Raw genomic sequence first — 14,424 nt, 5'->3', positions numbered from 1 at the left:
CACCGAAACACTAGAACATGTTCTCGTTTCTGTCGAGTCGGCGCAGGCGGAACGCGCCGCGTCGATCCGTCTACTGTGGACTTTTCTCGACCAGTTCCGGCCGGCTGTACCGGGCACTGTGCGCCCCGGCCCTTCGCCCGGAGAACACGCAGTCGGCCAGCGAGAGACCGCTCACATAGGCGCGAGAACAGATCCCCACCGCCGAGCGGCCGGCCGCGTAGAGTCCGGGGATCGTGGAGTCCTCGGTGTCCCGGACCTGCCCGGTCCCCTCGTCCACCACCAGCCCGCCGAGGGTGAGCATCGGGCACGGGTAGCCGACGTTCGGCCGGATCGACACGTCGATCAGCGAGAACGGCGGGGTGGTCAGCGGGCGGACGAACTCGGCGGGCTTGCCCGCGGGGTCCACCGCGCCGGTGGCCGCGGCCTCGTTGTGGGCGGTCACCGTCGCCACCAGTCCGTCCGGGTCGACGCCCGCCCGCCGGGCCACGCCGGCGAGGGTGCGGTCGCTGACCCGGCCCCGGCGCAGCAGGTACAGCGCCTGCAACCACTGGAACCACTGGCTCTCCCCGCGGGCCGTGCGCCGCGCCGCGCGGACGATCGGGGCGTCGACGAGCAGCCAGCCCCTGCCGCCGTGCCGGGTGATCAGCGCCTCCCCGACCGCCGCGCCGTACCGCGACTCGTCGATCACCCGCCGCCCCGCGGCGTCCACCAGGACCCCGCCGAGAAACGCGCTCGGCGGGGTGAGGAAGCGCCACGCGGAGACCCGGTCCAGCTCGGCGGTGGCCGCGCCGACCTCGGTGCCCAGCCGGATGCCGGAGCCGTCGTCGGCCGGCGTGCCCAGCGGCAGCCCGCCTCGGTAGGCGGGGGCGTGCCGGCGCAGCATCTCCCGGTCGGCGACGAACCCGCCCGCGGCGAGCACCACGCCGCGCCGCGCGGACAGCGTCACCTCGCGCGCGTACCGCCGCTCCAGCGCCACCACCCGCCGGTGCAGCGCCTTGCGCAGCACCGGCACGTAGAGGCCGGGCTTGGTGGCGTAGCGGGCGAGCAGCCGGTGCGCGGTCCGGACCCGGCGGGGCGCGTCCCGCAGCGTCGCGACCACCACCCCGGTGACCGCGTCACCGTCGGCGGTGACCAGCCGCAGCGCCCTCGTCCGCGGCAGCACCCGCACCCCGCGCCGCCGGGCGGCGGCGGCCAGCCGACCGAACAGCACTGTGCCGGACGTACCCCGCCCCTTCGCCCGGTGGCCACGCGGCGCCGGGCGGGCGACCCCCCGGAACAGCCCGGAGCACTCGCTGCCGGAGTAGTACAGGTAGTGGTCGTCGTTGGGGTAGGACGTCTTGACCGGGCACAGGCTGCCCTCGAACGGCACACCGTGGCGCTCCAGCCAGCGGATCATGTCCGCGCTGCCGGCGCAGAACGCGCGCAGGGTCTCCGCGGACACCACGTCGCCGACCTCCAGCTCCAGGTAGGCGTACATGTCCTCGACCGTGTCGGCGACACCGGCCGCGCGCTGCTGGTCGGTGCCGCCCCCGGCGTAGACGACACCACCGCTGACCGCGCTGGCCCCTCCGCCGTCGAACCGGTCCAGCACCAGCACGTCGGCCCCCGCCTCGGCGGCCTCCAGCGCCGCACAGGCGCCCGCCGCGCCGAACCCGACGACGATCACGTCCGCCATGTCCTCAGCCCGATCAGCCACGACCGTTACCCTAGAACTGAAACACGTTCTCGTCTATGGTGACGACGAGGTGGCGACCGGGCCACGGAAAGACCTGTAACAGGTTTCAGATCATGGTGGCGCGGCCGTGCGGGAACGGACCGCGGGAGCAGCGGAGGTGCGATGGCCGACCAGCGGGACGAGGTCGACGTGGTGGTGGTCGGCAGCGGTGCCGCGGGGATGACCGCCGCGCTCACCGCCGCCCTGCGTGGGCTGGACGTCGTGGTGATCGAGAAGGCGGCCCGCTTCGGCGGCTCCACGGCCCGATCCGGCGGCGGTGTCTGGATCCCCGGCAACGAGGTGCTGCGGGCGGCCGGGGTGGAGGACACCCCCGAGGCGGCCAAGACCTACCTGGCCAGCATCGTCGGCGACGTCGTGCCCGCCGAGCTGCGGGACACCTACATCGACCGCGGGCCGGAGGTGGTGCGCCTGGTGCACCGGCACACCCCGCTGCGGCTGCGCTGGGTACCCGGCTACGCCGACTACCACCCGGAGGCACCGGGCGGCCGGCCCGGTGGCCGGTCGGTGGAGCCGCGTCCGCTGGACGGCCGGGTGCTCGGCGCCGAGCTGGCCAACCTCGAGCCGCCGTACGGCGCGCTCCCCCCGGGCGTGCCGATGACCCAGGCCGACTTCCGCTGGCTGAGCCTGCTCGCCCGGCACCCGCGCGGCCTGACCCGGATGGCCGGTCTCGGCCTGCGCGCGGCGGCCGGCCGGGTCACCGGTCGGCGGCTGCTGTCGCTCGGCCAGGCGCTGGCCGCGGGGCTGCGCGCCGGGCTGCTGCGCGCCGGGGTGCCGGTCGAGCTGAACACCCCCCTCGTGGAGCTGCACCGGGACGGCGAGCACGAGAACGGCAGGGTCACCGGGGTGGTCGTCGAGCGGGACGGCCGCCGCACGCTGCTGCGCGCCCGGCGCGGCGTGGTGCTCGCCGCCGGCGGGTTCGAGTGGAACGCGCGGATGCGCGGGACCTACCAGCGCCCGCCGATCGGCACCGAGTGGACGGTCGGCGCGAAGGCCAACACCGGCGACGCGATCCTCGCCGGCATGGACCTGGGCGCCGCGGTGGACCTGATGGACGACGCCTGGTGGGGGCCGTCGATCCCGCTGCCCCGCGGGCCGTGGTTCGCGCTGGCCGAGCGATCCCGACCCGGCTGCCTCATCGTCAACGCCCGCGGGCGGCGGTTCGTCAACGAGTCCGCGCCGTACGTGGAGGCGGTGCACGCGATGTACGGGCCGGGCGAAGGACCGGCCGAGAACCTCCCCGCGTGGCTGGTGTTCGACCAGCGCTACCGCAACCGGTACATGTTCACCGGGCTCGGCCCCCGGCAACCGCTGCCGAGCCGGTGGTTCGACGCCGGGATCGCGGCACGGGCCGGCACGCTGGCCGAGCTGGCCAAGCGGATCGGGGTGCCGGCCGAGGCGCTGGTCGCGACCGTCGAGCGGTTCAACGGCTTCGCCAGGGCCGGGGTCGACGAGGACTTCGGCCGCGGTCGCAGCGTCTACGACCACTACTACGGCGACCCGCGCAACCGGCCCAACCCCAGCCTCGGCCCGCTCGAGGTCGCGCCGTTCCACGCGGTCCGCATCGTGCCCGGCGACCTCGGCACCAAGGGCGGTCTGCGGATCGACCCGCACGCCAGGGTGCTGCGCGAGGACGGCTCGGTGATCGAGGGGCTGTACGCGGCGGGCAACACCAGCGCCGCGGTGATGGGGCGGACCTACGCCGGACCGGGCGCGACGATCGGACCGGCCATGGTGTTCGGCTACCTTGCCGCCGAGCACCTGGCGATCAAGAATCGGACCGGCCCAACGGCCGCCGAGCAGGCAGGTGGAGGTCACCGATGACGTCAGGCAACGCCGTCCGCATGATCGACGCGGGCGCCCCGCCGACCAGGTTCGCCCGCGGCTGGCACTGCCTCGGGCTCGCGGACACCTTCAAGGACGGCAGACCGCACGCGATCAACGCGTTCGGCACCAAGCTCGTGGTGTTCCAGAGCGGCGACGGCAAGCTCAACGTGCTGGACGGCTACTGCCGGCACATGGGCGGCGACCTCACCCAGGGCACCGTCAAGGGCAACGAGATCGCCTGCCCGTTCCACGACTGGCGGTGGGCCGGCAACGGCAGGTGCGTGTCCATCCCGTACGCCAAGCGCGTCCCGCTGCGCGCCCGCACCCGCTCGTGGCTCACCCTGGAGGAGAACAAGCAGCTGTTCGTCTGGCACGACCCCGAGGGCAACCCGCCTCCCGAGGACGTGGTGATCCCGCGGATCGAGGGCGTGTTCAACGGCGAGTGGAGCAACTGGACCTGGGACTCGGTGCTCATCGAGGGCGCCAACTGCCGGGAGATCGTCGACAACATCGTCGACATGGCGCACTTCTTCTACATCCACTTCGCGTTCCCGACGTACTTCAAGAACGTCTTTGAAGGCCACATTGCCACGCAGTACCTCAACACCAAGGGGCGGCCGGACGTCGGGATGGCGTCCAACTACGGCGGCGAGGAGAACCTGCTGCGCTCCGAGGCGTCCTACTTCGGCCCCTCATACATGATCAACAAGCTGTTGAACACGTACAAGGGCTTCGAGGTGGAGAACGTCCTGATCAACTGCCACTACCCGGTGACCGCGAACTCGTTCGTGCTGCAGTGGGGCGTGATCGTGAAGAAGCTGCCCGGCGTCTCCGACGAGCAGGCGGACAAGATCGCCGCGAAGTTCGCCGAGAGCATCGGCGTCGGGTTCATGCAGGACGTGGAGATCTGGCGGAACAAGACCCGGATCGACAACCCGCTGCTGTGCGAGGAGGACGGCCCTGTCTACCAGCTCCGCCGCTGGTACGAGCAGTTCTACGTGGACGTCGCCGAGGTCACCGAGGACATGACCAGGCGGTTCGAGTTCGAGGTGGACACCACGCGGGCGAACGAGGTGTGGGCCCGCGAGGTGGAGGAGAACCTCACCCGGCAGCAGCGCGAGCAGGGCGCCGAGGCTGGAGTGTGAGCGAGCTTGCGAGCGAACCATTCACCACAGCATCTCGCCGCCACCGCCGACGAGCGCCAGGGAGGAGGGGCTAAGAGCATGACGGGCGGGGTGAGCACGCGGCCGGACGTTCCCGGGGGGCGGACCACGTTCGGCGCGCCGACCGCGCGGCCGGACACCCTGGCCGACCGGCGGGAGTTCCTCGCCACCGGGCTGCGGCCGCATCCGTGCGCCTCCTGCGGGACGTGCGTGCTGGTGAGGAAGAACAGCCCGAAGCACACCAGCATCCAGTGGACCACCGACGCGGCGAGCAGCTGCCCGGTGTTCGCCGAGCGGGTGGCGGCCGGGACGCATCCGGCGCTGCTGGACACCTGCGAGCGGCTGGCCGAGAGCATCGCCGGCGCGGTGCGCGACGGGCGGCTGGCGGTGTCGACGGATGGGTGAGCGCTCGCACGTGCTGCGGGTGGTTGAGGTGGTCGAGGAGACCGCCGAGGCCCGGTCGATCGTCTTCGCGCCCACCCCGGAGCAGGCCGACCAGCTCACCTACCGGCCCGGCCAGTTCCTGACGGTACGGGTGCCGAGCGACCGGTGCGGCTCGGTGGCCCGGTGCTACTCGCTGTCCAGCTCCCCGCTCACCGGCGAGCCACCGCGGGTGACCGTCAAGCGCACCGAGGGCGGCTACGCGTCGCACTGGATCTGCGACAACGTCACCGCCGGCGGTGAGCTGGAGGTGCTGCCGCCCAGCGGGGTGTTCACCCCCGCCTCACTGGACACCGACCTGCTGCTGTTCGCCGCCGGCAGCGGCATCACCCCGGTGCTGTCGATCGTCACGTCGGTGCTGGTCGGCGGCTCGGGGCGGCTCGTGCTGGTCTACGCCAACCGCGACGAGCGATCGGTGATCTTCGCCAGCCGGCTGCGGGAGCTGGCCGCCGCCCACCCCGACCGGCTCACCGTGGTGCACTGGCTGGAGAGCGTGCAGGGGCTGCCGGACACCGAGCGACTGCGCGCGCTGGCCGCGCCGTTCGCCGAGCGCGAGGCGTTCGTCTGTGGGCCGCGCCCGTTCATGACCGCGACCACCACGGCGCTCAAGGCGCTGGGGCTGCCGAGGGCCCGGATCCACACCGAGAAGTTCGTGTCGCTGGGCGGCAACCCGTTCGAGACGACCACCCCCGCCGAGCCCGCGGCGGCGCCGACGGAGCCGACCGAGCAGCCGGCGACCGTGGAGGTCGAGCTGGACGGGGCCCGGCACGAGTTCGCCTGGCCGCGGGACCGCAGGCTGCTCGACCTGCTGCTGGAGCGGGGCCTCGACGTCCCGTTCTCCTGCCGGGAGGGGCAGTGCAGCGCGTGCGCCTGCCGGCTGGTGTCGGGCGAGGTGAAGATGCTGCACAACGAGGTGCTGGAGCCGGAGGACATCGACGAGGGCATCGTGCTGGCCTGCCAGTCGGTGCCGGTCACCGACGAGATCTCGGTGAGCTACGAGTAGGCGAGTAGGAGCCCGCATGCCCATCGACCCCACGGTCGCCATCGGCGCCGAGTTGGACGAGCTGCCGTTCGCGTGGACGGCGTCGGACGTGCTGCTGTACCACCTGGCGCTCGGCGCCGGTGCCCGCCCCACCGACCCGCGCGAGCTGCGCTACGCCTACGAGGCCGACCTTCGGGTGCTGCCGACGTTCGCCACCGTCGCGCCGAACCTGCGCACGTTCGAGCCACCGTCGGTGTCGTTCCCCGGGGTGGAGGTGGACCTCGCGAAGGTGGTGCACGGCCGGCAGGCGGTGACCGTGCACCGGCCGATCCCGGTTGAGGGCAAGGCGGTGGCCCGGCCGCGGATCGTCGACGTGCTGGACAAGGGCTCTGCCGCGGTGATCGTCCAGGAGACCGCGGTGGCCGATCAGGACGGTGGACCGTTGTGGACGACGCGGTCGAGCATCTTCGCCCGCGGCGAGGGCGGGTTCGGCGGGCACCGCGGCACGTCGGAGCGGGTCCCGCCGCCGGACCGGGCGCCGGACGCCACCGTGGACGTTCCCACCCTGCCGCAGCAGGCGTTGCTGTACCGGCTCTGCGGTGACCGCAACCCGCTGCACGTCGACCCCGAGTTCGCCCGCGCCGCCGGCTTCGACGTGCCGATCCTGCACGGCCTGTGCACCTACGGGATGGTGGCCAAGGCGGTGGTGGACACGGTGCTGGACGCCGACGTCGCCAGGGTGCGGTCGTGGTCGGCCACGTTCGCCGGGATCGTGCTGCCCGGGGAGACCCTGCGGGTGCGCCTCTGGCGAGACGGCGCACGGCTGGTGGTCACCACCAGCGTGCCCGAGCGCGACGACGCGCCGGTGCTCGCCGACGGTGTGCTGACCACGGTGGACTGAGCGGGCTCAGCGGGGCTGGCGGCCCCAGCGGAAGTAGGCCAGCGGCCCGACGTAGTTGATCCCGATCACCGCGGCCCAGACCCGCTTGGCGCCGCGGACGCGCTCGGCCGGCCGGCGGGCCAGGTCCCACCAGGCGGCCGCGGCCAGCCCCAGCTGGACGGCGCCGGCCACCACGAACGCGGTCCGCCGGGCCCGGGACAGCTCACCCCAGCTCCGCTTCGCCATACCCACCCCTCCGACTCGGTCACCGTCCGATCACAACGCGGTGACCAGCATATAGCCCATCGCCAGTCCCATCACGCCACGACTGACGGCGCGCGCGGTGGCATCCCGCGCGAGCGCGTCCCGCGCCGTGCCGTCCCGGCCACCGTCCGGCGGGCGGGAGCGGTGGTGGCGCACGGCCCGCGTGCCCGACCACACCGCGTCGAGGGTGAAGTAGCCGACGACCGCCACGGCGACCGCGGGCCAGGCCACCGGCCCGACCGGCTCGGCCATGGTCAGCCACGGTCCGTGCGTGCTGTCGGTTCCGTGCGGCATCGCGGTGACCATGTAGAGCATCGCGACCGCGGACAGCGCGAGATGCCCGCACTCGCCGGCCGGGCGGGGATCCGTGGTGAGCCGCCGGTGCGCCCACACCCAGCCGAACCGGCCGGCCAGCAGCAGGAACGCGGCCTGCCAGCCGGCGGCCGGGATCGGCCCGCCGACGGGCGAGAACATGGCGGCCATCGCCAGCACGAGCAGCAGCTCGGCCAGGTCCTCGTGGCGCAGCGGGCCGTGGCCCGGCCGGGTCAGCCGCCGCAGGCACGGCAGGGCCAGCAGCAACAACACTCCGGTGAGCAGCCACGACACGACCACCGGCACGGTCATGACGCGCCACCCCCACACCCGGCCAATGCCACGCTCCGTTCACCACCGCCGACCCGTCCGTGTCGACGGTGGCAGCGCGCGCGGCGCGGGCACCAGCCGGCAAACGGGCGACCCGGACGTCGCGGGAGCCACCCGGGCGTCCCGACGCCGCGGGGTGACGGGCGGCTCACCGCCGGCCGCACGGTGTCGGTGGCCGCGACAGCCACCTGGCCTAGCCTGATGGCCGTGCGGGGCCTGGCCGGTGGGACCGGAACGTCCGGTGGCCACCGGGCCAGCGGGAGGAGACGGGACGTGAGGATCATGGTGATCGGCGCCGGGATCGCCGGTGCGGCCACGGCGTTGGCCCTGCGCCGGGCCGGGTTCGAGGTCACCGTGTACGAGGCGCACCCGGACACCGGGGCGGACATCGGGGCGTTCCTCACCCTGGCCAGCAACGGGATGCGCGCGCTCGCCCAGCTCGACGCGGCGGAGCCGGTCGCCGCCGCCGGCTTTGCCATCACCACGCTGCGCGTCCTCGACGCCACGGGCACCGAGCTGATGACCGCGCCGCTGGGCGACCACGACCACGCGCTGACCCGCTACCGCTGCCTCCGCCGCGCCGAGCTCGCCGCGGCACTCGTCCGGGAGACCCGGCAGCGGGGCATCCCGATCCGGCACGGGGCCCGGCTCACCACCGTCACCGAGGACACGGCGGGCGTCACCGCCACGTTCGCCGACGGAACCTCGGCGAGCGCCGACCTGCTCGTCGGGGCCGACGGGCTGCACTCCGCCGTGCGGTCACACCTGGATCCGGCCGTCCGACCGGGGTATGCGGGGCAGAGCGTGTTCTACGGGTACACCACGGCGGCACGGCTCCACCCCGAGCCGGAGCGGATCACCATGATCCGCGGCAGCGGCGCCGCCTTCGGCTACCTGACCTCACCGGCGGGAGAGACCTTCTGGTTCGCCAGGGTGCCCGGTCCCGCGGTGACGGCCGAGGAGGTCGCCGGCACGGCCCCGGCCGGGTGGCGGGACCGGCTCCTCCCCCTGCTGACGCCCGACGCCACCCCGGCGGCGGACATCGTCGCGGCGACCGGCGACCAGCTCATGGTGACCAACGCCCTGCACCTGACCCCCGCCATCCGCTGGCACGGCCACCGCTGCGTCGTCGTCGGCGACGCCGCCCACGCGGCCTCACCCGCGACCGGCCAGGGCGCCTCGATGGCGCTCGAGGACGCCGTCGTCCTGGCGAAGGCGCTGCGCGACGCGGGCTCCCTCCAGGCGGCCTCCCTCCCAGCAGCACTGCGACGCTACGACTGGCACCGCAGGCCGCGCGTCGAGCACAACATGGCCGTCAGCGCCCACCTCACCGCGGACGACCCCGCCAACCCGACCCCCTTCCCCACCGAGAGCGCGGCGCCCGCCCGCCGGCCCCCCGACGACGAGGAGCTGGCCCGCCTCCTCGACTGGGACACCCGCCTGCCAGAGGAGCCCGCCGACGGCTGACCGCGGCCAGCGGACGAGCCGGCCCGACGGTCGGGGCGGGTCAACGACCGTCGGCGGTGAGGACCAGGCCGCTGGTGGGCACCCCCGTGCCCGCGGTGACCAGCACGGTCCCGGCCCCGGCCACCTGGTTCACCGCCGTGCCGCGCACCTGGCGGACCGCCTCGGCGATCCCGTTCATCCCGTGCAGGTAGGCCTCGCCGAGCTGGCCGCCGTGCGGGTTGAGCGGCAACGCGCCGTCCAGCTCCAGCGCGCCGCCGCGGACGAGGTCCTTCGCCTCGCCCCGGCCGCAGAAGCCCAGCTCCTCCAGCTGGATCAGCACGTACGGGGTGAAGTGGTCGTAGAGCACCGCCACGTCGACGTCGGCGGGGGTCAGTCCGGCCTGCCGCCACAGCTGCCGGCCCACCACGGCCATCTCCGGCAGCGTGTCCATCGGGTCGCGGTAGTAGCTGGTCATCAGGTACTGGTCCGGGCCGCTGCCCTGCGCGGCCGCGGCGATCACCGCCGGCGGGTGCGGCAGGTCGCGGGCCCGCTCGACGCTGGTCACCACCAGCGCCACCCCACCGTCGGTCTCCTGGCAGCAGTCCAGCAGCCGCAGCGGCTCGGCGATCCACCGGGACGCCTGGTGATCGGCGAGGGTGATGGGCCGGTCGTGGAACCAGGCATTCGGGTTGGTCGCCGCGTGCTTGCGGTCCACCACGGCGACCCGGCCGAAGTCCTCGCTGGTCGCGCCGGAGGCGTGCAGGTAGCGCCGGGCGACCATGGCGACGGTGGCCGCCGGGGTGGCCAGTCCCATCGGGTAGTGGAAGCTGTTGTCCACACCGGACGAGTTCACCTGCTGCGCGGCCGCGGCGGACACCCGGCCGAACCGGTGCCCGGACCGCTCGTTGAACGCCCGGTAGGCCACCACGACGTCGGCCACCCCGGTGGCCACCGCCATGGCCGCCTGCTGCACGGTGGCCGCCGCCGCACCACCGCCGTAGTGCACCCTGCTGAAGAAGGTCAGCTCCCCGATCCCGGTCTCCCTGGCCACCGCGATCTCGCTGTTGGCGTCCATGGTGAACGACACCAGTCCGTCCACATCGGAAGGTCGCAGGCCGGCGTCGGCGACCGCGGCGAGCACCGCCTCCGCGGCCAGCCGCAGCTCGCTGCGGCCGGAGTCCTTGCTGAACTCGGTGGCGCCGATCCCGACGACCGCCGCCGTCCCGGACAGTGTCACCCCGCACCTCCCGCCGGGTCGGCGCCGGGCAGCTCGACGTGGACGGTCCCGGTGAGGTGGTCGCCGAGCCCGCACCGGCCGACCACCTCGACGACCAGCTCCCGGCCGTCCCGGCGGGCCACCCGCCCGGTGAGGGTGAGCGTGTCACCGGCGTAGCAGGGCACGCCCAGTCGGATCCGCACCGCGCGCACCAGCGCCTCGGGACCGGCCCAGTCGGTGACGAACCGCTGCGCCAGCCCGGTGTCGGTGAGGATGTTGAGGAAGATGTCCTTCGAACCGCGGGCCACCGCGGCATCGCGGTCGTGGTGGACGTCCTGGAAGTCGCGGGTGGCCAGCGCCGTGCTGATCACGAAGGTGGGGGTCACGTCCAGGCGCAGCGGCGGCAGCTCGGTGCCCACCGGCGCCTGGTCGGCGGTCAGCGTGCGGTGCGCCGGCGCGCTCATCGGGGCCGCCACGCCGGGAGGGTCAGCTCGTCGTCCACCCTGAGGAAGACCACCTCCACTGGCATTCCGATGTGGACGTTCTCCGGATCGGTGTCGACCAGCTCGCCGAGCACGCGCACTCCTTCCGTCAGCTCCACCAGCGCCACGACGAACGGCAGCCGCTTGCCGGGCACCGGGGGATGGTGGTGCACCACGTAGCTGTAGACCGTCCCGGTCCCCTCGGCCACGACGTGGTCCGGCCGCGCGGTGAGGTCACCGCCGGGCGGCATCGGACCCGGCGGGTGGCGCAACGTGTCGCCCCAGCGCTGGATGCGCAACTCGCCGACCCGGGTGCCGGCCCAGAAGAACTCCGTGTCCCGGCTCACCACCGGGCGGAGCACGCCGGCGGCGAGCGCGCCGGCGGCGCGGATCTCCGGGCCCGCCGAGGCGCCGGCCCGCTCGGCGGACTCGGGCCGGCCTGGTTCGGACTGGTCGGGCTGGTCGGGCTGGTCGGGCCCGGGCGGCCCGGCGCCGGGTGGGCGGAACTTCAGCACCCGGAACAACATGTCGGCCACCAACTCGTCGCCGACGTACCAGTTCGTCCTGGTGGTGACGAACCAGCCCGCACCGAGCGCGGTCCGCTTCGGACCGACCACGCTCTCCAACCGGGTGGTGGCCGACACGTGCTCGCCGTGCCGCAGGTACCGGTGGTAGGTCTGCTCGGAGTTCGTGGCGACCACCGAGGTGAAGCCCTCGGCGTCCAGCGCGGCCATCATGGCACCCAGCGGGTCGTCGTCGGCGCGCCCGCCACGCAGTCCGTACATCGTCCACACCTGCGCCATCGCCGGCGGGGCGACCAGCCCCCCGTGCACCGACCGCGTGGCGACCTCGGCGTCGGTGTAGACCGGGTTGGTGTCGCCGATCGCCTCGACCCAGTTGTGCACCATGGCGAGGTTCACCGGGTCACGGGCCGGCCGCGGCCGCGACTCCCCGGCCGCGGCGATCCGCTCGGCGGCGACCCGGACCGCCGACTTGGTGGTGTCCGCCCCGCTCATCGCGGCACCCTCGGCAGGCCGAGCCCGACGGAGGCGATCAGCTCGCGCTGGATCTCGTTCACCCCGCCGCCGAAGGTGAGCACGAGGTAGCGACGGGCGAGCACGTCGAGCGACTCCGCCAGCTCCGCGGTCTCCGGGTCGGTCGGGTCGCCGTGCCGGGCGACGATCTCCTCCAGCAGCCGGCCGACCCGCTGGTACCGCTCCGAGCCGAAGATCTTGGTGGCCGAGGCGTCGGCGACCCGCGTGCGCTTGTCGGCCGAGGACGCGGCGGCCACCTGCCAGTTGAGCAGCTCGTTGATCCTGCTCACCGCGAACGCCTCGGCCAGCGCGGCGCGGACGTCGGCGAGCTCGAGCAGCGGTGTGCCGCCGGGGGTGGTGCGGGCGGCGGCCCAGGTCCGCACCCGGTCGTACACGCCGCCGATCCGCCCGGCCGGGCCGAGCATCACCCGCTCGTGATTGAGCTGGGTGGTGATCAGCGACCACCCCTCGTTCTCCCGGCCGACCAGCATCGACTCCGGCACCCGCACGTCGGTGTAGAAGGTGGCGTTGACGTGGTGCGCGCCGTCGCAGGTGATGATCGGCGTCCAGGAGTAGCCGGGGTCGCGGGTGTCGACGATGAGGATGGAGATGCCGCGGTGCGGTGGCGCGTCCGGGTCGGTGCGCACGGCCAGCCACACGTAGTCGGCGTCGTGCCCGCCGGTGGTGAAGATCTTCTGCCCGTTCACCACGTAGTCGCCGTCCCGCCGCACGGCGGAGGTGCGCAGCGCCGCGAGGTCGGTGCCGGCGTCGGGCTCGCTGTAACCGATCGCGAAGTGCACCTCGCCGTCGAGGATCTTCGGCAGGAAGAACGCCTTCTGCTCCGGCGTGCCGTGCGCCTGAAGGGTCGGGCCGACCGTCTGCAGGGTCACCGACGGCAGCGGGATCTCCGCCCTGGCCGCCTCGTCGACGAAGAGGTGCTGCTCGATGTCGCCGAATCCGTGCCCGCCGTACTCGACCGGCCAGCCGACGCCGAGCCAGCCGTCCCGGCCCAGCCGGCGCACCACCTCGCGGTAGGTCCGCCCGTGCCGCTCGCGCAGCAGGGCTCGCCGCTCGGCCGGGGAGAGCAGCCCGGCGAAGTAGTGGCGCAACTCGTCGCGTAGGTCCCGCTGCGCCGGGGTGAGGTCGAGGTGCATCAGCCGGCCACCCTCTCGCCGAGCCGGTCCAGCCGGTGCGCGGCGCCGCCCACGCACCGGGTGAGGTCCTTCACCGTCGTGTAGTGGCGGTGCAGCGGGTAGGTCACGTCGACGCCGAGGCCGCCGTGCAGGTGGTGGCACGTGGCCAGCGCCCGGGGCGCCTCCTCGGCCAGCCAGTAGGCGGCTACCTCGAGGTCGCTGTCCGGGTCGGCGCCGGTGGAGAGCCGCCACGCGGCGGACAGCGCGGCCAGCCGCAGGGTACGGGCGGCGACGTAGACGTCGGCGACCTGCTGGGCCACCGCCTGGAACGCGGCCAGCGGCCGGCCGAACTGGTGGCGCTCGGCCACGTGCCGGGTGGTCAGGTCGAGCGCACCGGCCAGCGCGCCGGCGCCGAGCGCTGCCGCGCCGGCCAGCGCGTGGCGGTGCAGCACGGCGACCGCGTCGGCCCGGTCGGGCCGGCCGAGCGGCTCCGCGTCGGCCCGGTCGAGCCGGACGGCGGCGCCGGCCGCGCCGGGTGCCGGGACGACGGTGACGCCGGCGGCGCGCGGGTCGACGAGGAACACCGCCGCGCCGTCGGGCCCGGTGGCCGGGACGAGGATCCGCTCGGCCGCGGCGGCGAACGGGACGGTGGTGACGGTTCCGGTCAGCGTCCAGCCGGCCGTGCCGGGCGTGGCCGTGGTGACCGGCCGGGTGGGCAGCGGTGCGGACGGCTCGTGCAGCGCGGCGGTGAGCAACGCCTCCCCCGCCGCGACCGGCGGCAGCAGCGTGGCCCGCTGCTCCGGGGTGCCGAGCCGGCCGACCGGCAGCACGCCCAGCGCCAGCGCCGACAGTGCCGGCACCGGGGCCGCGGCCCGGCCGACCTCGGTGAGCACGAGGGCGGTCTCGAGCATGCCGAGGCCGTCGCCGTCCAACTCGGGTGGCAGGGTCAGTGCCAGCAGGCCGGCCTTGGCCAGCGCGCGCCACACCGGCTCGTCCCACGCTGGCTCGTCCCGGTGCTCGGCACCGCCGGGCCGGTCGGCCGTGACCTCCCTGTCGAGCACCTCGGCGGCCAGGTCGGCGACCGCCCGCTGGTCGTCGTCGAGGGTGAAGTCCACACCGGCTCCTCGCCTGCCACAGGAATTGAAACCTGTTCTAGTCTTGCGCACGCCGGGCGATCATCGC

At 74.1% G+C, this 14,424-nt stretch carries 14 protein-coding genes; 6 read left to right on the top strand and 8 right to left on the bottom strand.

The window, feature by feature from the left end; translation table 11 throughout:
• Positions 1-70: 70 nt before the first annotated feature.
• Positions 71-1,696 carry an FAD-binding protein gene (locus BM051_RS15310; protein ID WP_279587073.1) on the bottom strand — a complete coding sequence of 542 codons (1,626 nt, stop codon included), beginning with the start codon at positions 1,694-1,696 and terminating at the stop codon, positions 71-73.
• Between the two features lie 141 nt (positions 1,697-1,837).
• Here BM051_RS15310 and kstD point away from each other — a divergent pair, with 141 nt between their 5' ends.
• From kstD to BM051_RS15285, 5 genes are all read left to right on the top strand, one after another.
• Positions 1,838-3,556 carry a 3-oxosteroid 1-dehydrogenase gene (gene kstD, locus BM051_RS15305; RefSeq protein ID WP_092530794.1) on the top strand — a complete coding sequence of 573 codons (1,719 nt, stop codon included), beginning with the start codon at positions 1,838-1,840 and terminating at the stop codon, positions 3,554-3,556.
• Positions 3,553-4,704, top strand: coding sequence for a 3-ketosteroid-9-alpha-monooxygenase, oxygenase component (locus BM051_RS15300; RefSeq protein ID WP_092530793.1), 1,152 nt, complete (start codon positions 3,553-3,555; stop codon positions 4,702-4,704). The genes kstD and BM051_RS15300 overlap by 4 nt, the downstream gene beginning before the upstream one ends.
• Positions 4,705-4,863: 159 nt before the next feature.
• Positions 4,864-5,127 carry a hypothetical protein gene (locus tag BM051_RS15295; RefSeq protein WP_092530911.1) on the top strand — a complete coding sequence of 88 codons (264 nt, stop codon included), beginning with the start codon at positions 4,864-4,866 and terminating at the stop codon, positions 5,125-5,127.
• Entirely contained in the window at positions 5,120-6,166 is a 1,047-nt protein-coding gene (locus BM051_RS15290) for a ferredoxin--NADP reductase (protein ID WP_092530792.1), read from the top strand. The genes BM051_RS15295 and BM051_RS15290 overlap by 8 nt, the downstream gene beginning before the upstream one ends.
• A 16-nt stretch (positions 6,167-6,182) precedes the next feature.
• Complete coding sequence (locus BM051_RS15285; protein ID WP_092530791.1) at positions 6,183-7,046, top strand: MaoC/PaaZ C-terminal domain-containing protein; 864 nt, start codon at positions 6,183-6,185, stop codon at positions 7,044-7,046.
• Between the two features lie 6 nt (positions 7,047-7,052).
• Here the strand turns inward: BM051_RS15285 and BM051_RS15280 are convergent, their stop codons facing one another.
• Together BM051_RS15280 and BM051_RS15275 are read right to left on the bottom strand one after the other, a co-directional pair.
• The gene (locus BM051_RS15280; RefSeq protein WP_092530790.1) at positions 7,053-7,271 is read right to left on the bottom strand and encodes a PLDc N-terminal domain-containing protein; all 219 of its coding nucleotides are present in this window, start codon (positions 7,269-7,271) and stop codon (positions 7,053-7,055) included.
• Between the two features lie 30 nt (positions 7,272-7,301).
• The gene (locus BM051_RS15275; protein WP_092530789.1) at positions 7,302-7,913 is read right to left on the bottom strand and encodes a DUF5134 domain-containing protein; all 612 of its coding nucleotides are present in this window, start codon (positions 7,911-7,913) and stop codon (positions 7,302-7,304) included.
• Between the two features lie 300 nt (positions 7,914-8,213).
• Between BM051_RS15275 and BM051_RS15270 the strand changes: the two genes are divergently transcribed.
• On the top strand, positions 8,214-9,398 hold the full coding sequence (locus BM051_RS15270) for an FAD-dependent oxidoreductase (protein ID WP_243859850.1): 1,185 nt from the start codon (positions 8,214-8,216) through the stop codon (positions 9,396-9,398).
• A gap of 40 nt (positions 9,399-9,438) precedes the next feature.
• Here the strand turns inward: BM051_RS15270 and BM051_RS15265 are convergent, their stop codons facing one another.
• From BM051_RS15265 to BM051_RS15245, 5 genes are read right to left on the bottom strand one after another with little or no spacing between them, the layout of a single operon-like run.
• Complete coding sequence (locus BM051_RS15265; RefSeq protein WP_092530787.1) at positions 9,439-10,614, bottom strand: lipid-transfer protein; 1,176 nt, start codon at positions 10,612-10,614, stop codon at positions 9,439-9,441.
• A complete protein-coding gene (locus BM051_RS15260; RefSeq protein WP_092530910.1) occupies positions 10,611-11,057 on the bottom strand; it encodes a MaoC family dehydratase in 447 nt (148 codons plus the stop codon). The genes BM051_RS15265 and BM051_RS15260 overlap by 4 nt, the downstream gene beginning before the upstream one ends.
• Complete coding sequence (locus BM051_RS15255) at positions 11,054-12,091, bottom strand: bifunctional MaoC family dehydratase N-terminal/OB-fold nucleic acid binding domain-containing protein (protein WP_092530786.1); 1,038 nt, start codon at positions 12,089-12,091, stop codon at positions 11,054-11,056. The genes BM051_RS15260 and BM051_RS15255 overlap by 4 nt, the downstream gene beginning before the upstream one ends.
• Complete coding sequence (locus BM051_RS15250) at positions 12,088-13,263, bottom strand: acyl-CoA dehydrogenase family protein (RefSeq protein WP_092530785.1); 1,176 nt, start codon at positions 13,261-13,263, stop codon at positions 12,088-12,090. Before BM051_RS15250 ends, BM051_RS15255 begins: the two co-directional genes overlap by 4 nt.
• On the bottom strand, positions 13,263-14,357 hold the full coding sequence (locus BM051_RS15245; RefSeq protein ID WP_092530784.1) for an acyl-CoA dehydrogenase family protein: 1,095 nt from the start codon (positions 14,355-14,357) through the stop codon (positions 13,263-13,265). The genes BM051_RS15250 and BM051_RS15245 overlap by 1 nt, the downstream gene beginning before the upstream one ends.
• Positions 14,358-14,424: the final 67 nt, after the last annotated feature.

Origin of the sequence: Amycolatopsis arida (assembly GCF_900115565.1) — a bacterium.
Classification (GTDB): domain Bacteria; phylum Actinomycetota; class Actinomycetes; order Mycobacteriales; family Pseudonocardiaceae; genus Yuhushiella; species Yuhushiella arida.
The sequence above is the reverse complement of the archived record's forward strand: the minus strand, read 5'-3'. Positions and strand labels throughout refer to the sequence as shown.